This window comes from Streptomyces sp. NPDC032721 (assembly GCF_055579625.1).
Map to the genome: position 1 here is coordinate 88,863 of NZ_JBVIMX010000027.1, position 19,424 is coordinate 108,286.

Genomic DNA, 19,424 nt, shown 5'->3' on the forward strand with positions numbered 1-19,424 from the left:
CGGCCGTACCCCCCCCTCGTTCCTTGGCTTCAAGGCTCGCCGCGCTTCAGAGGCTCACTGCCAGCAGGCTCAAGGAGGGGCACCACCGCATGGGACGTCACAGCTTGCCCGACGAGCACGGCGCGGACACAGCCAGGTCCGGCCGTTCACCGGTACGCGGCCGGACCGTCGCCATCGCCACCGCCCTGGTGCTGGCCGTGGCCGCGGGTACCACGTACGCCGTACAGAGCGGGCTGCTCGGCTCCGGTTCCTGCGGCGACGGTACGGTGCGCCTCGACATGGCCGTCTCCCCCGACATGGCGCCCGCCCTGCGCGCCGCCGCGGACGACGCCCGCCGGACGGAGCTCAAGTCGGACGGCGACTGCCTCGACGTACGGGTGGTCGCCCGCGACTCCTCCCAGGTGGCCGACGCGCTCAGCTCGGGCGGGGCCACCCCGGAGTTCCAGATCTGGGTCCCGGACGCGGCACTGTGGCTCGAACGCCCGAGGAGTACCAGCTCCATCACGCTCACCGCGCTCGGCAAGGTGGCCGTCTCGCCGGTGGGAGTCGCCGCGGTGCCCGCTGCGGCCCGTTCGCTCGGCTGGCCCCGCAAGACGTACAGCTGGGCCGAGTTGGCAGGCGAGAGCACCTCCAGGAAGGCGCTGCGCCTGGGCACCGCGGACCCGTCCCGCAGCGCGACCGGTCTGCTCGCCCTCACCAGCGTCGGCGAGTCGGCGGGGGCCACCAAGGACCCGGAGGCGCAGACCAGGTCCGCGGCCGTCGCGAAACTGCTCTCGCAGCGCATGGCGAACAGCGACGCCCAGGTCATGGGCACGCTCCCGCAGAACGACTCCTCCTCGGAACAGGGCAATCCGAGGCGCAACCAGGCCGTGTTCCTGTCCGAGCAGGCCGCGTTCGCGCACCGCGCGTCGAAGGGCGCCCCGAGCCTCCGGCTCTTCTACCCGAAGGACGGCACGGCACTGCTCGACTACCCGTTCACCCTGGTCAACGAGCCGCAGCTGCCCACCGACCAGACCCGGGCCGCGATGCGCTTCCAACTGTTCCTGGAAGACGCCGAGGGCCGCCGCATCCTGGCCAGGCACGGCTTCCGCACCCCGGGCAAACCGGCCGACGAGTCCCTCGCACGCGCGGCGGGCAGCAGCGCGCCACAGCCCTACGCCGCCACCGCGGAGAGCCCGCCGGCCGCGAAGGCCGTCGACGAGACGCTCGGCATGTGGACGATCACCGTCCAGAGCGCCCGGCTCATCACGGTGGTCGACGCGTCGGGCTCGATGGCCACCCCGGTGCCCGGCAGCGGCGGCCGTACCCGGATGGACGTCACCAAGAACTCCCTGCTCACGGCACTCAGCCAGTTCACCGACGAGGACGAGATCGGTCTGTGGGAGTTCGCCACGAACCTGGACGGCCCCCGGGACTACCGCAAACTCGTCCCGACCTCACGCCTCGGCGGTCCCGCCCCGGGCGGCACCCACCGCACCCGGCTCAACGCCGCCTTCAGCGCGCTCCAGCCGGAACCGGGCGGGGCCACCGGCCTGTACGACACCACTCTCGCCGCCTACAAGGACGCCCAGGCCACCTACGCGAAGGGCAAGTTCAACGCCGTCGTGATCCTCACCGACGGCTCGAACCAGGACACGGTGTCCCTCACCCGCAGCGCCCTGATCGCCCAGCTCAAGATCCTCGCGGACCCGCGGCGCCCGATCCCCCTGATCGCCATCGCGGTCGGCCCGGACGCAGACCAGGAAGAGGTCCAGCAAATAGCCCGCGCCACCGGCGGAGACGGCTACCAGGTCAACGACCCCTCCGAAGTCCCCGCCATCATCCTCAAAGCCATAACCCAATCCGCCCAATCCCCCACCCCCTAACCCCACCCCTTACGCGGCGAAGCCGCCGCTACACCCCCACCCCCTTGGGCGGCGCGGCCGCCCACGTTGCCCCGCCCCCTTGGGCGGCGGGGCCGCCCCCCGGGGGCGGAACGGGCGGGCAAGGGGGCGGCCCCCGACGGAGTCGCACCCTCCGGCCCCGCCCCACCTACGCCACGGCCCCCACCCCAAGGCCAAACCCCACCCCGGCCCGAGGCCCAAACCTCACCCCTGCCCCGGAAACCCCACCGGCCACAAATGCACCGCCTCCCCCTCCCCCGCCAACTCCCCATACCTCCTCGTCATCGCCGCCAACGCCGCCTCCCTCCCCAACCCCGCCTCCACCGCCCGGTGATACGTCTCCACCTGCCAGGAAGCCCCGTTCACCCTCCTCCGGCACCGCTCCTCGATCACCCCCAGATACCGGTCCCGGTCCGCCGCCTCCACCCCCCACGCATCCAGCCCCGCGGCCGCCAACGGCAACAGCTCGTCCCGCACGAGCTTCACCGCCGGCACCCGCTGCGTCCCCGACCCCCGCCCGGCCCGCGGCCACACCAGCTCGGCGTCGATCCCGTACCGGCACGCCGCGTCGAAGTTCGCCTCCGCCTCCGCGAACCCCATCCGCCGCCACACCGGCCTGGCATCCTCCGCCAGCGCCCGCACCAGCCCGTAGTAGAAGGCGGCGTTCGCGATGACGTCCGTCACCGTCGGCCCGGCGGGCAGCACCCGGTTCTCCACCCGCAGATGCGGCACGCCGTCGGCGACCCCGTACACCGGCCGGTTCCACCGGTAGACGGTCCCGTTGTGCAGCACCAGTTCCTGGAGCCGGGGCACCCCACCGTCGTCCAGCACCCGCAGCGGCTCCTCCTCGTCGCAGATCGGCAGCAGCGCGGGGAAGTAGCGCAGGTTCTCCTCGAAGAGCTCGTACGCAGAGTCCACCCACTTCTCCCCGAACCAGGTCCGGGGCCGTACGCCCTGGGCGACCAGCTCCGGCGGCCGGGTATCGGTCGCCTGGAGGAACAGCGGCGGCCGCGACTCCCGCCACAGCTCCCGCCCGAAGACGAACGGCGCGTTGGCGCCCACCGCGATCTGCACCCCCGCCACCGCCTGCGCCGCGTTCCACACGTCGGCGAACCGCCCGGGCGTGACCTGGAGGTGCAACTGCACCGAAGTACAAGCGGATTCCGGCACGATCGAGGCGGAGGTGCAGTTCAGCCGCTCGACTCCCTCGATGTCCAACTGGAAGTGCTCGCCCCTGGCGGCCACGATCTGGTCGTTGAGGAGCACATAGCGGTCCACGTCCGACAGGTTCCCGTGCACCAGGTCGTCCTGCCCCAGCGTGGGCAGAATGCCGATCATCATGATTCCCGCATCGAGCTCGGCGGCCTTCCGGTGCGCATATCCGAGCCCGGTCCGCAGTTCCTCCGCCAATTGATCGAGAACACGGCCGCCCAACCGGTGCGGAACGATGTTCACTTCGAGGTTGAACATCCCCAGCTCGGTCTGAAAATCACGGCTCGCAATACGCTCCAGCACCTCGGCATTCATCATCTTCGGCATCCCGTCGGAACCCGCGAGATTCAACTCGATCTCCAGCCCCATGAGATTCTTCGGCCGGTCGAACCTCTTCTCGTCCAGGAGCCTCCCGAGCCCCTCCAGACACTCGTGGAGCTTCCGCCGGTACCGCTGCCGGTCCGACAGATCGAATCCGTCTGCCACGACCTTCTCACCCATCGAGCTTCCTTCCTGGACCGGGAGATCCTGCGGCGACAGCCGCTGGACCTGTGTGGTTCACGGTCGATGATGCCCCGGCGGACTGATCCATAACGCCCCGCTCGCACCAGGTACGCAGTACCCTCGGAGCGGCTTGGGACAGGCACATTCCACGGGCATGTCGCAGGGTGCGGTTACCGGTTTCGATGAAGTGGTGATAAACGCCGACGAGTTCAAGCCGACCGCCCCGGAGAAGAAGACCCGGAGAAGGCCCGCAGAAGACCTGTAAAAACCCTCCGAAGCAGCTCCATAACCGGGCGATTTCCCGCACCTGCCAGGCTTGCGGAAGGGCCGGATATCGCCTTGCGGGCAATATCCACGACAGCTAGACGAAACATCGTGTGAACACGTGTCGTATAAACTCCGCGAACGAGGCAGAGAGTTGACGCCGGGCCATCGCCCAAGGCCCCCTCTGGCCCCGCACAGCTGACAGCGTCGTCCGCACTGCCCAGGCTCCACCGTGTCTCCCGAGCGAGAGGCGACCCACCATGCCGCTGCACGTACCCCCGGCTCCCGCGCCCGCCCTGCGCAGCGTCCTCGCAGCACTCGGCTCCCCCACCGCCGTATGCGAGCCCCGCACCCCGGCCCTCCGGTCCCACCAGGGGCCGCTCACTCCCGAACTGCCGCTTCCCGTCCACGTCTGGGACGAGATCACCGTGGAAAGCCGGCCGCCCCGCACCCGGCTCACCGGCTGGCGGTTCCTGATCCGCAGCGCCGACCGGGCCGTGGCCGCGGCCGACACCGTACTGACTCCCGACGGCTGGACCTTCTCGCACTTCTTCGAGGGCCCCTACCTGAGCTCCACCGAGCGCGCGCTGCGGCACGCGGAGGCCATGCCCGCCGCCTACCAGCCGCGTCTGCTGTCCATTCCCGCCCTGTACATGCTGACCCTGTGGCTGCACGCCGACCCCACCGCCGACGCCTCGACGGGCATTCCCGCCCCCTCCGACGTCCTGGTGCCACTGGCCCCCGCACCACCGGGAATCGTCGCGCACCGCCCCTGCACCGTGGCCGACCTGCTGCCCGTACTGTCCCTGCGGCTGCACCCCGTGCCGGCCCAGGCGTCGCCGTTGCTCAGCCAGCTCGCCTGATTCCCGGCGCCCGATTCAGGTCGCCCGATTCCTCCCGTCGTACGGTGCCCCGCCCCGGCTCCCCGGGCGCGGGGCACGACGCTGCCCGCACACCCGTGCACGAAGGCACGTAGGCACCGACGGCCCGCCACCCGTATGCCCCATCCGGACTAGTCCACTCGGGCCACCCCGAACCACCCGAAGAGAGGGGCCAGTTGGGCTGAACCGTCCGCACGGGTGATGCGTCCTCAACCAATAAGAAGTGCTGCCGTGAAATCCCTGCGGATCGCCGCCCGTAGGGCAACACTGGGACCGAACCGACTGATACGGGGGCGCGGCCATGAACACCGATTCAAGCCGCAGGAACACTGTCATCACCACGACGCAGCGAAAGAACCCTTCCATGTGCCAGCACCAGCCACTCTGCCCGACCGCCGAATCCGCCGACCGGGAGGCCGCCCGTCCGATGGCGCACCACCCGGAGCAGGGCTGGAGCCTGCTGTGCAACGGCGTCCTCCTCTTCGAGGACACCGGCGAACTGCTGCCCAACGGGCAGATCATCGCGCCGCACCGCCCGCTGGACGTGGCCACCGCTGCCTGAAAGCACACCGAGAGCAGACCTAGAGCACAGCGCACGAAAGACACAGGAGAATCGCCTTACCTACGACGAGGGGCCGGCCCGGAGCTTCCACTCCGAACCGGCCCTGACGCACGTCAGCGTCCGCCCGACTGCCCGCCGTCAGGCGCTAGTCGTCAGTTGTCGTACTCGTCCATCGGCGGGCACGAGCAGACCAGGTTGCGGTCGCCGTAGGCACCGTCGATGCGGCGCACCGGCGGCCAGTACTTGTCGGCCGCCGAGACCCCGGCGGGGAAGACGGCCTCCTCGCGGGTGTACGCGTGGTCCCACGTGCCGCCGAGGGCGGCAGCCGTGTGCGGGGCGTTGCGCAGCGGGTTGTCCTCGGCGGGCCATTCGCCCCCGGCGACCTTCTCGATCTCGCCGCGGATGGCGATCATCGTGTCGCAGAAGCGGTCCAGCTCGTCGAGGTTCTCGCTCTCGGTCGGCTCGATCATGAGCGTCCCGGCGACCGGGAAGGACATGGTCGGCGCGTGGAAGCCGTAATCGATGAGCCGCTTGGCGATGTCGTCCACGCTGACGCCCGTCGACTTCGACAGCGGGCGCAGGTCGACGATGCACTCGTGGGCGACGAGGCCGTGCGGACCGGTGTAGAGAACCGGGTAGTGCGGTTCCAGACGCTTGGCGATGTAGTTGGCGGCAAGGACGGCGACCTGCGTCGCGCGCTTGAGGCCCTCCCCACCCATGAGGCGTACGTACGCCCACGAGATCGGCAGGATGCCCGCGGAGCCCCACGGTGCCGCCGAGACCGGGCCGACGCCGGTCTCCGGACCGGCCGACGGCTGGAGCGGGTGGTTGGGGAGGTACGGCGCGAGGTGCGCGCGCACGCCGACCGGGCCGACGCCCGGGCCGCCGCCGCCGTGCGGGATGCAGAAGGTCTTGTGCAGGTTCAGGTGGCTGACGTCGCCGCCGAACTTGCCCGGCTTGGCGAGGCCCACCAGCGCGTTGAGGTTGGCGCCGTCCACGTACACCTGGCCGCCGGCCTCGTGCACGGTCGCGCAGATGTCGGCGACGTGCTCCTCGAAGACGCCGTGCGTCGACGGGTAGGTGATCATCAGCACCGACAGCTCGTCGCGGTACTGCTCGATCTTGGCGCGCAGGTCCTCGACGTCGACCTCGCCGTCGTCGGCGGTCTTGACCACGACGACCTTCATCCCGGCCATCACGGCGCTCGCGGCGTTGGTGCCGTGCGCGGACGACGGGATCAGGCACACGGTGCGCTGCTCGTCGCCGTTGGCCCGGTGGTACGCGCGTACGGCGAGCAGTCCGGCGAGCTCGCCCTGCGAACCGGCGTTGGGCTGGATCGACACCGCGTCGTACCCGGTGACCTCGGCGAGCCGCTCCTCCAGCTCACGGATGAGCGTGAGGTAACCGGCGGCCTGCTCGACCGGTGCGAAGGGGTGGATCTGGCCGAACTCGGGCCAGGTGACCGGCTCCATCTCGGTGGTCGCGTTCAGCTTCATGGTGCAGGAGCCGAGCGGGATCATGCCCCGGTCGAGCGCGTAGTCGCGGTCGGCCAGCTTGCGCAGGTAGCGCAGCATCGCGGTCTCGGAGCGGTGCTGGTGGAAGACCGGGTGGGTCAGGAACTCGTCGGTCCGCAGCAGCCCCTCGGGGAGCGTCTCCTCGGTCGAGGCGTCCAGCGCCTCAATGTCGCCCTCGACCCCGAAGGCCGCCCACACCGCGGCGACCTGGGCGCGCAGCGTGGTCTCGTCGCAGGCGAAGGAGACGGTGTCGGCGTCGACGAGACGCAGGTTGACCCCGTTGTCCCGGGCGGCGCCGACGATCTCGGCGGCCTTGCCGGGCACCTGCGCGGTCACGGTGTCGAAGAACGAGCCGTGCGCGATCGCGACGCCGCCGGCCCGCAGCCCCTCGGCGAGGATCGCGGCGTAGCGGTGGGTGCGCCGGGCGATGCCCTTGAGCCCGTCCGGACCGTGGTAGACGGCGTACATCCCGGCCATCACGGCGAGCAGTACCTGCGCGGTGCAGATGTTGCTGGTGGCCTTCTCGCGGCGGATGTGCTGCTCACGCGTCTGCAGCGCCAGCCGGTACGCCTTGTTGCCGTCCACGTCGACGGACACACCCACGAGCCGCCCGGGCAAGCTGCGCGCGAACTTCTCGCGTACGGCCATGAATCCGGCGTGCGGGCCGCCGAAGCCCATCGGTACGCCGAAGCGCTGGGTCGTACCGACGGCGATGTCGGCACCAAGGTCGCCGGGCGAGGTGAGCAGCGTGAGCGCCAGCAGGTCGGCGGCCACGGTGACGATGGCACCGAGCTCGTGCGCCGCGTCGATCACCGGCTTGATGTCGCGTACGACACCGGAGGCGCCCGGGTACTGCAACAGCACGCCGAACACGCCGCGTTCGGCGACCTCGGCCGGAATCCCCTCGGCCAGATCGGCGACGACGACCTCGACCCCGGTCGGCTCGGCACGCGTCTGGATGACAGCAATGGTCTGCGGAAGCGTTTCCGCGTCGATCAGGAAGACCCCGCCCTTGACCTTGCCCACCCGGCGCGCGAGCGACATGGCCTCGGCGGCGGCGGTGCCCTCGTCGAGCAGCGAGGCACCGGAGGTCGGCAGCCCGGTCAGGTCGGCAACCATGGTCTGGAAGTTGAGCAGCGCCTCCAGGCGGCCCTGCGAGATCTCCGGCTGGTACGGCGTGTAGGCCGTGTACCAGGCCGGGTTCTCCATGACGTTGCGCAGAATGACCGGCGGAGTGAAGGTCCCGTAGTACCCGAGCCCGATCATCGGGGCGAGCACCTGGTTCCGGTCGGCGAGCGTACGCAGTTCGGCCAGCACCTCGGCCTCGGTTCGCGCGTCCGGCAGCCCGAGGGCGGCGGCGTTCTTGATGGCGTCCGGCACGGCGGCATCGGTCAGCTCGTCGAGCGACCCGTACCCGACCTGCGCCAGCATCTTCGCCTGCGCCTCCACATCGGGTCCGATGTGACGCTGCTCGAAGGGAATGCCACGCTCAAGCTCGGCGAGCGGAATGCGGTTGGCGGTCATCTGCGGAAGGCCTCCTGGTCTGACACGACCTGCGAGGGGCACCACGGCACGGGCGCCCGGACGGCCTCCCCCTCTGTCATCTCAACCTGAGAGCTTCACCGGAGCACCGAGATCATCGACGCCCCGACTTTCACCGTCGGTGAGGATGGATCACGCCCCGGCCTGCGCCGTGCCCGTGTTCCACCCTGCTTTCCAGAGTGACCTCGTCCATGCGGTACAGGGGCCTGAGAGATTCCGGGGAGGAGTTGCTCCTTCGGCGCCTCCGACAAATCATCCTCGAAGGACTCTCCCGCACGGGGTCAGCAGCCGTTGGCCAGCCTACCAGCGCACTCCCGCTCCGATCCCTCGAGTGGCCAGCCTCACGAATCTGCACTTTCGTAGTGTTTTACGGGGTTCATGCAGCAGTTGCGACCAGTTGGAGGGACCGTGCAGACCGACATCGATCCGCGCAGCCTGATCGGCCGCAAGGCACTAGACCGGAACGGCACCAAGATCGGAACGGTGGACGAGGTCTATCTGGACGACGCCACCGGCATCCCCGAGTGGGCGGCCGTCCGCACCGGCCTCTTCTCCCGGGACGCCTTCGTCCCGCTGGAACCCAGCTCCCTCGTCGACAACACCCTGCGCATCCCCTTCGAGAAGTCCCTCATCAAGGACGCCCCCGACTTCGGCGTAGGCCGCCACCTCTCCCCCGAACAAGAACTCCAGCTCTACCGCCACTACGGCCTCCACACCCCACCCTCCACCACCCCGGACCGCGACTTCGGCACCTTGGCCAACGACGACCCCTGACAACCCCCACCCCATCCTCCCTCCCCCACCCCGCCCCGTCGGGGGCACGGGAACTGCGCGAGCAACCAACGACGCTCCCGCAGCCAGAAACCCTCCAGCCCCGCGGCCAGCGGTTCAGGGAAGGGGCGGGGAGGGACAAAGCCCGCCGCAGGCGCGACCCTCCCGCACATCCACTCCCCCTAAGCCAGCTCCTCCCCCACCAACGGCAACGGTTCCGCCGCCTCCAACGCCGGGTCGTCCACCCGAAAGGTCCGCACCCGCCCCGGCCCCGCCGACCCGGGTTCCTCGAAGCGCACCGTCACCCGCCCCACCCCGCTCCCCTGCACCCACCCGGCCCCGTACTCCGCGTGCCGTACGTCATGCCCCGCATGCCACCGCCGCTCGGCGACCTCCGCGGCTTCCTCCCCCGTCCCCGGCTCCTCCACCGCCGGGACGACGGCCGCCCCCTCCACGGCCTCCCCAGCCGCAGCACCCACCTCCCCCTCAACAGCCCCGGCCCCAGCCAACGCCTCCGCCTCCCGCGCCGCCACCTGCGCGAACAGGTCCTCCTGCGTGAAGTCCGCCAGCCCCGTCACCCCCACCCCCAGCAACCGCACCCCGCCCGTGGTGTCCACCCCCTCCAGCAGCCGCGCCGCCGCCTCCCGCACCACCCCCGGATCATCCGTCGGCCCCCGCAGGGTCTCCGACCGGGTCAGCGTCGAGAAGTCGAACCTGCGCACCTTGAGCACCACGGTCCGCCCCGACCGTCCCGCCCCGCGCAGCCGCTGCACACACCTCTCGGCCAACCGCTCCACCTCGCCCCGCACCCGCACCCGGTCATGCAGGTCCACGTCGAAGGTGTCCTCGACCGACACCGATTTCGCGTCCCTCTCGGCCACCACGGGCCGGTCGTCGAGCCCGAGCGCCATCCGGTGGAGCGAGGCCCCGTGCGCCTTCCCCAGCAGCCGTACGAGCTCGTCCACGCCCGCGGACGCGAGGTCGGCCACCGTCGTCATCCCGGCCCGCCGCAGATGGTCCCCGGTGGCCGGCCCGACCCCCGGCAGGATCCGCACCGACATGGGGGCGAGCAGTTCCCGCTCCGTCCCCGGCTCTATGACCAGCAGCCCGTCCGGCTTCGCCTCCTCGGAGGCGATCTTGGCGAGCATCTTGGATCCCGCGAGCCCCACCGACCCGCTCAGCCCCGTCACCGCGCGAATGTCCCGCCGCAGCTGCTCCCCCACCGCCCGCGCGGACTCCGAGTCATCGGCGGACCCGCCCGCCTCCAGGTCCACGAACGCCTCGTCCAGGCTCAACGGCTCGACCAGCGGTGACAACCGCCCCAGCAGCTCCATGACCTGGTCGCTCACCGCCCGGTACAGGGAGAAGCGCGGCACCAGATAGGCCGCATTGGGCGCCAGCCTCCGCGCCTGCGCCGTCGGCATCGCCGAGTGCACTCCGAAACGCCGTGCCTCGTACGAAGCGGTGGCCACCACTCCGCGCGGCCCCAGCCCGCCCACCACGACCGGTTTCCCGCGCAGGCTCGGCTTCGCCGCCTGCTCCGTGGCGGCGTAGAAGGCATCCATGTCCAGATGCAGAATGGTCGGCACGCTTCTCACACCGACGATGCTGCCCTACGCCACTGACAATCGGCCGGTCAGCCGGCCCGGTTCCTCCGCCGCGCCAGCTCGTCCCCCGGGTTGTTCCCGACCAGCGTCTCGCCGGTGTCGACCCGTTCCCCGTGCAGCTGCGACAGGGCCGTCTCGACGTCCCGCCACACCACGCCCACGGCGATCCCGAAGACGCCCTGCCCGCCCTGGAGCAGCTTCACGACCTCGTCCGGCGACGTGCACTCGTACACGGTGGCACCGTCGCTCATGAGCGTCATCCGCCCCAGATCCTCGAACCCGCGCGCCCGCAGGTGCTGCACGGCGGTACGGATGTTCTGCAGTGCGACCCCGGTGTCCAGGAACCGCTTGACGATCTTGAGGACGACCACGTCGCGGAAGCTGTAGAGCCGCTGCGTCCCCGACCCGTAGGCCGGCCGCACACTCGGCTCGACCAGCCCGGTGCGCGCCCAGTAGTCCAGCTGCCGGTACGTGATGCCTGCGGCGGCACACGCGGTGGGCCCCCGGTATCCGACCTTCTCGGGCGCCTCGGCGGCCCGCGCCGGAACGGCGGGGTGCTGACTGCTCGTGGGGTCGGCCGAACTGCCGAGCGGATACGGCCCGCCCGTCGCCGTACCGTCGCCGCTGATTCTCACGCCGACCTCCGTCCTTGACCTGCCTTGTCGACGGTAGGCAGTCACCCGGGGTGCGTCAACGATCGCCACACTCGGCACGCCGAGTGATAATCACCCTGAGAGTGGTTTCCCGTATCTCTCCTCGGGGAAAGGCTACTCGAATGCGCTGAAATCCCAGGGCTTCACGGGCCCCGGAACGCACCGAAGCCCGGCCGGGAATCCCGGCCGGGCAACGCCGCTCACTGGCTGTTGGTACCGAAGTCCTCCGGCGAGATCTGGTCGAGGAACTCGCGGAACTTCTCCACCTCGTCCTCCTGCTCGTCCGGAATCGCGATCCCGGCGTCGTCCAGCACACCGTCGCTGCCGTAGATCGGCGTCCCGGTGCGCAGCGCCAGCGCTATCGCGTCGGACGGACGCGCACTGACCTCCACTCCACTGGCGAAGACCAGCTCGGCGTAGAAGACCCCGTCCCGCAGATCGGTGATCCGTACCTCGGTGAGCTCCTGGCCCACCGCTTCGAGCACGTCCTTGAAGAGGTCGTGCGTCAGCGGCCTGGCGGGCGCCAGCCCCTGCTGTGCAAAGGCGATCGCTGTGGCCTCACCCGGTCCGATCCAGATGGGAAGGTACCGATCGCCTCCCACTTCACGCAGGAGCACGATCGGCTGGTTGTTGGGCATCTCCACCCTGACACCTACGACGTCGAGCTCGTTCACACAGCAACCCTAGGACGTGCCCGACCGGTTTGGGTAGTCGGGCTCCTGTTCACTCCAAGTCCGGCTCAGTTCGAGCCGGACCTCAGCGCCGTCTGTACCAGCGCCGCATGCAGTCGTACGGAGATGCCGGCCAGCTCCCGCGTCGTCGCCTCGGCATGCGCCCTGGTCTGCGGATTACGGTGCCTCCGCAGCGGCGCGACGATGTTGCCGATCAGCCCGGCCTCCCGGTCCGCCGCCGCCTTCATCGCCCGCAGATGACGCGGTTCCAGGCCGAATCGCCCCAGATCCGCCACAAGTCGTGCGACCGTGATGGCCTCGGCGTCGTAGCCGCCGTCCGGCAGCGCCGAGATCAGCCCGTACGCCTCCCACTCGTCCAGGTCGCCCTCTGCCACCTCGGCGGCGGCCAGCAGCTCCTCGCGCCCGATACGGGCCGCGGTCGGCGCTTCGGCCGCCACGTCGGGAGCGCCGTCGAGCAGCTCGCGCGGCCCGCCCGGGGACGGCAGCTGGACCTGCTCGCCGCGCTCCAGCGCGTCCAGGTGCTCCTTGATGACCTTGAGCGGCAGATAGTGATCGCGCTGCATGCGCAGCACCTGGGCGAGCCGCTCGACGTCCGCCGGGCTGAACTTCCGGTACCCGGAGGGCGTGCGCTGTGGCTCGACCAGCCCTTCCGCCTCCAAGAAGCGGATCTTCGAGATCGTTACTTCGGGAAATTCCTCACGCAGCAGGCTGAGCACAGAACCGATGCTCATCAGCCGGCTGCCGGCTGAGGCGGTGCCGCGCACGGCACCGCCCGTCGGGATTCGCAGCATGGACCTTCCCTGGAAGGATCAGACGCCCTGCTGGCTCGCGTAGAAGACCAGCCGGTACTTACCGATCTGCACCTCGTCGCCGTTCGCCAGCGGGACCGCGTCGATGCGCTCCCGGTTGACGTACGTGCCGTTGAGGCTGCCGACGTCGGAGACGGTGAACCCGCCGTCCGCACCCCGGCGGAACTCCACGTGCCGTCGCGAGACGGTCACGTCGTCGAGGAAGATGTCGCTCTGCGGGTGGCGGCCGGCCGTGGTCAGCTCACCGTCCAGCAGGAAGCGGCTCCCCGAGTTCGGACCACGCCGCACCACCAGCAGCGCCGCTCCGAGCGGCAGCGCGTCGACCGCGGCCTGGGCCTCGGGCGACAGCGACGGCAGCGCGGTCTGGCCGGTCTTCTCCGCCTCGTACGCCTCAAGTCCGGAGATCGAGATGGTCGAGGTCGTCTCCGAGGGACGCTCGGCGGTGGCCCCGGCCTTCAGCGGCGCACCGCAGTTGGAGCAGAAGCGGCTGTCCGCGGCGTTTCGGTGCCCGCACCTCGTACAAACCGGCAAGGCCGACATGGACGGATCCTCCTGCCGCGGCTGCCCCGCGTGGTGGGCGCTGGTTGCGTACGGATCGGGAGCGAACTCTCCACCCGTACTTGAGGTTGATGGTTCACCGGAACCTATGCGGCCGGGACCGGCCGGGTCAACAGACGGCGCGCCGCGCCCGCCGACCTCGTCACGGAAGAGCGGCCGCTCGCCGCTCTGCTCCTCGGCCTCACCGGGGCGCGGGGCACGGTGACGGGCAGTACGGGAGCTGCTGTCGTCACGTGCACTCTTGCCGAACAATTTCGCAAACAACTTCACGGGCGATTCCCCTTGACCGAAACAGACCCGCCCGTGGGGCAGGACGAACCCTGCATCAACTAACAACCTGCTGACTTGGACATCTGCACAACGTCCGTATCCATCAGACAGTTTCCACCACGCACCGCGTCCTGGATGCGCCGACCCCCCGCAACCTCATGCCCTTGTCCGACGGTCCTCATTCGCCCCGCCTTCACTGGGATGACGACCGAGCGTAGTCAGGCCGCTTCGCCGGTCGCAAGGCATTCACGACGATCTTCTCAAGTCGTTGCACCACGGCCGTGGCCTGCTCCTTCTCCAGAGTCTGCACGACTCCGCCGGGAATGTTCAGCGCGGGCTCCAGATCCTGGGGCTTGCCGATCACCTTGAAGCGGTACGGCGCGGCGATCTTCTTGCCGTCCACCTGGATGCCGCCGTCCGCATCGGTGAAATAGGTGTTGGCCACTACCCGTACGTCATTGATCTGAATCGCTTCCGCACCGGCCGCCCGCAGCTCCTGAATGGTGTCCAGCAGCCGGTCCGCCTCGACCCCCTTGCGCGGGTCGTTGATGGTCAGGGTGATTCCCGGCCCCTGCGCGCCCACCGTGCCCGCGAGCACACCGAGCTGACGCTCCTTCTCCAGCGTCTGCTTACGGGCCTCCTCGGCCTGGTCGGAGCTGCTCTCCAGCTCGGTGCGCTGGTCGGTGAGCCGCTGCTTCTCGTCCTCCAGCCGCTGCGTCCGGTCGTCCAGCTCGTCCAGGATCCGTACGAGGTCCTCCTGGCGGGCACCGCGCAGCGCCCCGTTGTCATTGGTCGAATTGACCTGGATCGCCAGGCCCAGTCCGAGCCCGAACAGCAGCAGGGCGACGATGAGCTGGGCCCGGCTGAACCTCGGCGGCCACAGCCCCGCCGCGAGCCGCTGGCGCCCCGTCAGCTCCGTGCGCTCTTCCTTCTCCTCCGTGCTCACCGGCATCACGCCCGGAAGATGTGCCGCCGGATGGCGGCAGCGTTGGAGAAGATCCGGATTCCGAGGACGACGACCACACCGGTCGACAGCTGTGCGCCGACGCCCAGCTTGTCGCCGAGGAAGACGATCAGGGCGGCCACGACCACGTTCGACAGGAAGGAGACGACGAAGACCTTGTCGACGAAGATCCCGTCGAGCATGGCCCGCAGCCCTCCGAAGACCGCGTCGAGCGCGGCCACGACGGCGATCGGCAGGTAGGGCTCGACCACCGCCGGCACTTCGGGCCGGACCAGCAATCCGACCACGACTCCCACGACGAGGCCCAGTACGGCGATCACGATGTGCCCTTCTCCGTCTTCTTGGTGTCGGCCGCGCCCTTTGCGGCGTCCGCGGCCTGTGGTTGTGCGATCCGTACGATCAGGCTCGGCGCGGCCGGCAGCCGTACCTCGTCCTGGTCGGACATGCTGGTGCGAATGCCGTAGCTCTCCTGCAGCACATGGAGGTACTGCCCGTCGGCGCTGTCGTTGAACGCGGTGTTGAGGTGCTTGCCGCCCACGGCCAGCACCGTGTAGGGCGGCACCAGGGGCTTGTTGTCGACCAGTATCGCGTCGCCCGCCGCCCGGATCGCCGACAGCATCGTGAGCCGCTGCCCGTTGATGGAGACCGCCTCGGCGCCGGACTGCCAGAGCCCGTTGATGACCCGTTGCATGTCGCGGTCCCGCACCCGGCCGGTGTCGGAGAACCCGCTGCTCCCGCGCGGCCCGTCGGCACCCTCGCCGGTCTCCTTGGCATCGTCCACGACGAGTTTGACGCCCGGACCCTGCACAGGGGTTGCTCCCGAGAGCAGAGCGACCAGTGCGCCCTGGTCTCCGCCGTGCTCCTCCAACGCCTTGCGCTGGCGCTCGCCCACGTCAGCGCGGAGCGTCTCGACGTCCTTCTCCAGGGTGTCGGCGCCGGAGGTCTCCTTCTGGATCCGCTCGACGAGCTCCTGACGCTCCTTCGCCACCACGGGTGCCGCTATCCGCGCGTTCGCCGCTCCCAGAGTGACGACCGCTGCCGCCAGTACGAGACCGGCCGCCAGGGCGAGCTTCGTCTTGAGCGTGCGCGGCATTCCCGCGGTGCCGTCGGCCTTCTGACGGGCCGCCGCCTCCGCGTACCCGTCGTCGAGGCTGTGCTCCATCACGTTCGTCAGCAGCGACATCGACGCATCGGGGCGGCGCGGTGGAGAGGGGGCGCTCCGGACGGGGGGCTGCTGCGACATGCCGCACATCGTCGCACGTCGCAGCCGCTACCACCGAATGGCCCCACCGGTGCGCGGAAAGGCGCCGCAGGGCCCCTTCCCGCACACCGGCGCTACGTCAGTGACCTGCGCTGTCGACAATCGCCGACCACTCGTCGAGGAGCGCCTGGGCGGAGTCGTCGTCCGGTCCCTCGGCCCACAGATGAGTGACGGCCTCGGCCGGATCCGGCAGCACCATCACCCATCGGCCGTCGGCCTCGACCACCCGTACGCCGTCGGTGGTGTCCACCGACCGCTCGCCGGCCGCCTCGACCACCCGCCGCATCACCAGCCCCTTGACCGCCCACGGCGTGGCGAGGTCCCGCCGCAGCACGTGCGCCCGCGGAATCCGCGCATCGATCTGACTGAGCGTCAACTGCGTCCTGGCCACGAGCCCGATCAGCCTTACGAAGGCCGCGGCCCCGTCGAAGACACTGCTGAACTCCGGCACGATGAACCCGCCGCGCCCGTCCCCGCCGAAGATGGTCGCGTCCTCACGCCCCACCCGCGTCAGATCGTCGGGCGAGGTGGTCGTCCACTCGACCTGCGTCCCGTGGTACGCCGCCACCTGCTCGGCCACCCGCGTCGTCGTCACCGGCAGCGCCACCCGCCCGCTGCGCCGCTCCGCCGCCACCAGGTCGAGCATGACCAGCAGTGCCCGGTCGTCCTCGATGATCCGGCCCCGCTCGTCCACGAGCGAGAGCCGCTCACCGACCGGGTCGAAGCGCACCCCGAAGTCCGCCCGCGCCGACGCCACGATCTCACCGAGCCGCACCAGCCCGGCCCTCCGGGAGTCGGCCGTCTCGGTCGGCCTCGCCTCGTCCAGCCCGGGATTGATCGTCAGCGAGTCCACCCCCAGCCGCCCGAGCAGACTGGGCAGCACCAGCCCCGCACTGCCGTTGGAGGCGTCCACGACGACCTTCAGCCCGGAGTCCGCGATCCCGGTCGTGTCCAGGTTCCTCAGCAGGGAGCCGGTGTACGAGTCGAAGACGCTCGCCGGGAAGTGCAGATCCCCGATCTCACCGGGGAACGCCCGCCGGTACTCCTGTCGCGCGTACACCCGGTCCAGCTTCCGCTGCCCGCCCTGCGAGAGATCGGCACCGCGCTCGTCGAAGAACATGATGTCCACCGAGTCCGGCACACCGGGTGTCGTACGGATCATGATCCCGCCGGCACTGCCCCGCGCGGTCTGCTGCCGCGCCACGGGCAGCGGCACGTTCTCCAGGTCCCGTACGTCGATGGCGCTGGTCTGCAGGGCGGAGATCACCGCCCGCTTCAGCGCCCGGGCACCACGGGAGTGGTCCCGCGCCGTGGTGACGGTGGACCCCTTCTTCAAGGTCGTCGCGTACGCCCCCGCCAGCCGCACGGCCAGCTCCGGCGTGATCTCCACGTTAAGCACCCCGGAGACCCCGCGCGCCCCGAAGAGATGGGCCTGTCCCCGCGATTCCCAGATCACCGAGGTGTTGACGAAGGCGCCGGCCTCGATGGTCTTGAACGGGTACACCCGCACATTGCCCTGAATGATCGATTCTTCCCCGACCAGGCACTCGTCCCCGATGACCGCCCCGTCCTCGATCCGGGCCGCCCGCATGATGTCGGTGTTCTTGCCGATCACACATCCACGGAGATTGCTGTGCTGGCCGATGTACACGTTGTCGTGCACGACGGCCCGGTGCAGGAAGGCCCCGCTCTTGACCACGACGTTCGATCCGATGACGCTGTGCTCGCGAATCTCCGCCCCGGCCTCGACCTTGGCGTAGTCACCGATGTACAGCGGGCCCCTGAGCACGGCGTCCGCATGCACCTCGGCACCCTCGGCGATCCAGACTCCGGGCGAGATCTCGAATCCGTCGAGCTCGACGTCGACCTTGCCCTCCAGGACGTCGGCCTGGGCCTTCACATAGCTCTCGTGCGTCCCGACGTCTTCCCAGTAGCCCTCGGCGACATAGCCGTAGATCGGCTTGCCTTCCTTCATCAGCTGGGGAAAGACATCACCCGACCAGTCCACCGGAACATCGGCCTCGACGTAGTCGAAGACCTCGGGCTCCATCACGTAGATGCCCGTGTTCACCGTGTCGGAGAAAACCTGCCCCCAGGTCGGCTTCTCCAGGAAACGCTCGACCTTTCCTTCTTCGTCCACGATCGTGATGCCGAATTCCAGTGGATTCGGCACCCGGGTCAGACACACCGTGACAAGCGCGCCCTTTTCCTTGTGGAAGCGGATGAGGTCGGTCAGGTCGAAGTCGGTGAGAGCGTCACCGGAGATGACCAGAAAGGCATCGTCCTTCAGCGCTTCTTCCGCATTCTTGACGCTGCCTGCAGTACCGAGCGGCTTCTCCTCGTTCGCGTAGGTGAGCTCCATGCCGAGCTCTTCCCCGTCGCCGAAGTAGTTCTTGACGAGTGAAGCCAGGAACTGCACGGTTACGACGGTCTCATTGAGCCCATGCCTCTTGAGCAGCCTCAGCACGTGCTCCATGATCGGCCGGTTGGCGACCGGCAGGAGTGGCTTGGGCATGCTCGAAGTCATGGGGCGAAGGCGTGTGCCTTCGCCGCCGGCCATCACGACGGCCTTCATGTCGGAAGCGTCCTCCTTAGAAGAGAAGATCTAGCCGACTTCGCCCGCCCCGAGCCCCCCGAAGACGTCAGAGGTCCGGGAGGGCCGGCGCCTCACTGCGCCACTTCGACAGGCTCAATCGGCCGCGGCGTCCGCCTTGACCAGCCGACGGACCTGAACCACGTAAAGAATCCCTGCCCACCAGTAGAGCGTTGTACCCCATCCGGCGAACGCCCATCCGAAAATAGCACCGATTTCCCCGAGCCACCCGGGCCGGATGCTGAGCAACAGCAACGGGAAGGCGTACATCAGATTGAACGTGGCTGCCTTGCCGAGGAAGTTCACCTGGGGCGGCGGATAGCCGTGCCGACGGAGGATACCCACCATCACGAGAAGCATGAGCTCACGTGCCAGAAGAGCCGCTGTCACCCACCAGGGCAGGATCTCGCGCCAGGTCAGCCCGACCAGAGTGGACAGAATGTAGAGCCGGTCGGCGGCCGGGTCGAGGAGCCGGCCCAAGCTGCTGATCTGATTCCACTTACGCGCCAGCTTGCCGTCGAGGTAGTCGCTGACACCACTGAGCATGAGCACCAGCAGCGCCCACAAGTCACTGTTGGGCCCGCCGAACACAGGGCGGAGAATCAGCCACAGGAACAGGGGCACGCCAACAAGACGAGCCATGCTCAGAATGTTGGGGATGGTGAGGACTCGGTCGGTCTGAACGCGAGTCTCCTGGACCTCCACCCGGGGGCCTCCTGTGGGAACGTGCCAACGATTTTCCCCCTGACCCTACCCCCAGCCACACCGGTGGACCGCACAGGGGTGCCCGCGCCGTAAACGCAGAAAAGCCCCGCACCATAAGGTGCGGGGCTTTCCCACAATGATTGTTCGGCGGCGTCCTACTCTCCCACAGGGTCCCCCCT

General features: G+C 69.4%; 16 protein-coding genes and 1 riboswitch. Of the genes, 4 read left to right on the forward strand and 12 right to left on the reverse strand.

Annotated features, from left to right (window positions below):
• Window positions 1–89: 89 nt before the first annotated feature.
• On the forward strand, window positions 90–1,865 hold the full coding sequence (locus ACZ5PB_RS38700; RefSeq protein WP_468697883.1) for a substrate-binding domain-containing protein: 1,776 nt from the start codon (window positions 90–92) through the stop codon (window positions 1,863–1,865).
• Window positions 1,866–2,087: 222 nt separating this feature from the next.
• Here the strand turns inward: ACZ5PB_RS38700 and ACZ5PB_RS38705 are convergent, their stop codons facing one another.
• Entirely contained in the window at window positions 2,088–3,596 is a 1,509-nt protein-coding gene (locus ACZ5PB_RS38705; protein ID WP_468697884.1) for a glutamate-cysteine ligase family protein, read from the reverse strand.
• A 527-nt stretch (window positions 3,597–4,123) separates the two neighbouring features.
• Here ACZ5PB_RS38705 and ACZ5PB_RS38710 point away from each other — a divergent pair.
• Both ACZ5PB_RS38710 and ACZ5PB_RS38715 read left to right on the forward strand, forming a co-directional pair.
• Window positions 4,124–4,726: a hypothetical protein gene (locus ACZ5PB_RS38710; protein WP_468697885.1), complete on the forward strand. Its 603-nt coding sequence runs from the start codon at window positions 4,124–4,126 to the stop codon at window positions 4,724–4,726.
• A 382-nt stretch (window positions 4,727–5,108) separates the two neighbouring features.
• On the forward strand, window positions 5,109–5,306 hold the full coding sequence (locus ACZ5PB_RS38715) for a DUF5999 family protein (RefSeq protein WP_468697886.1): 198 nt from the start codon (window positions 5,109–5,111) through the stop codon (window positions 5,304–5,306).
• 152 nt (window positions 5,307–5,458) lie between these two features.
• Here ACZ5PB_RS38715 and gcvP read toward each other — a convergent pair whose 3' ends face one another.
• A complete protein-coding gene (gene gcvP / locus ACZ5PB_RS38720) occupies window positions 5,459–8,344 on the reverse strand; it encodes an aminomethyl-transferring glycine dehydrogenase (protein WP_468697888.1) in 2,886 nt (961 codons plus the stop codon).
• 202 nt (window positions 8,345–8,546) lie between these two features.
• Window positions 8,547–8,646: riboswitch (glycine riboswitch) on the reverse strand.
• Window positions 8,647–8,770: 124 nt separating this feature from the next.
• On the opposite strand from gcvP, the gene ACZ5PB_RS38725 reads away from it, so the two are divergent.
• Entirely contained in the window at window positions 8,771–9,136 is a 366-nt protein-coding gene (locus tag ACZ5PB_RS38725) for a PRC-barrel domain-containing protein (RefSeq protein WP_468697889.1), read from the forward strand.
• 179 nt (window positions 9,137–9,315) lie between these two features.
• On the opposite strand, the gene ACZ5PB_RS38730 is transcribed toward ACZ5PB_RS38725, so the two are convergent.
• From ACZ5PB_RS38730 to ACZ5PB_RS38775, 10 genes are all read right to left on the reverse strand, one after another.
• Window positions 9,316–10,731, reverse strand: coding sequence for a DNA polymerase IV (locus ACZ5PB_RS38730; RefSeq protein ID WP_468697891.1), 1,416 nt, complete (start codon window positions 10,729–10,731; stop codon window positions 9,316–9,318).
• 38 nt (window positions 10,732–10,769) lie between these two features.
• On the reverse strand, window positions 10,770–11,375 hold the full coding sequence (locus ACZ5PB_RS38735; RefSeq protein WP_468697892.1) for a MerR family transcriptional regulator: 606 nt from the start codon (window positions 11,373–11,375) through the stop codon (window positions 10,770–10,772).
• Window positions 11,376–11,593: 218 nt separating this feature from the next.
• Window positions 11,594–12,067: a bifunctional nuclease family protein gene (locus ACZ5PB_RS38740; RefSeq protein ID WP_185033262.1), complete on the reverse strand. Its 474-nt coding sequence runs from the start codon at window positions 12,065–12,067 to the stop codon at window positions 11,594–11,596.
• A gap of 65 nt (window positions 12,068–12,132) precedes the next feature.
• Window positions 12,133–12,876: a transcriptional regulator FtsR gene (ftsR, locus tag ACZ5PB_RS38745; protein ID WP_468697893.1), complete on the reverse strand. Its 744-nt coding sequence runs from the start codon at window positions 12,874–12,876 to the stop codon at window positions 12,133–12,135.
• Window positions 12,877–12,894: 18 nt separating this feature from the next.
• Window positions 12,895–13,833, reverse strand: coding sequence for an FHA domain-containing protein (locus ACZ5PB_RS38750; protein ID WP_468697912.1), 939 nt, complete (start codon window positions 13,831–13,833; stop codon window positions 12,895–12,897).
• A gap of 82 nt (window positions 13,834–13,915) precedes the next feature.
• Window positions 13,916–14,674: a DUF881 domain-containing protein gene (locus tag ACZ5PB_RS38755; protein WP_468697914.1), complete on the reverse strand. Its 759-nt coding sequence runs from the start codon at window positions 14,672–14,674 to the stop codon at window positions 13,916–13,918.
• Window positions 14,674–15,006, reverse strand: a complete 333-nt coding sequence (locus ACZ5PB_RS38760) for a small basic family protein (protein ID WP_040019805.1) — start codon at window positions 15,004–15,006, stop codon at window positions 14,674–14,676. Before ACZ5PB_RS38760 ends, ACZ5PB_RS38755 begins: the two co-directional genes overlap by 1 nt.
• Window positions 15,003–15,929: a DUF881 domain-containing protein gene (locus tag ACZ5PB_RS38765; protein WP_468697896.1), complete on the reverse strand. Its 927-nt coding sequence runs from the start codon at window positions 15,927–15,929 to the stop codon at window positions 15,003–15,005. Before ACZ5PB_RS38765 ends, ACZ5PB_RS38760 begins: the two co-directional genes overlap by 4 nt.
• Before the next feature lie 97 nt (window positions 15,930–16,026).
• Complete coding sequence (locus tag ACZ5PB_RS38770) at window positions 16,027–18,522, reverse strand: sugar phosphate nucleotidyltransferase (protein ID WP_468697897.1); 2,496 nt, start codon at window positions 18,520–18,522, stop codon at window positions 16,027–16,029.
• Between the two features lie 114 nt (window positions 18,523–18,636).
• Window positions 18,637–19,245: a CDP-alcohol phosphatidyltransferase family protein gene (locus tag ACZ5PB_RS38775; RefSeq protein ID WP_468697898.1), complete on the reverse strand. Its 609-nt coding sequence runs from the start codon at window positions 19,243–19,245 to the stop codon at window positions 18,637–18,639.
• Between the last annotated feature and the right edge of the window lie 179 nt (window positions 19,246–19,424).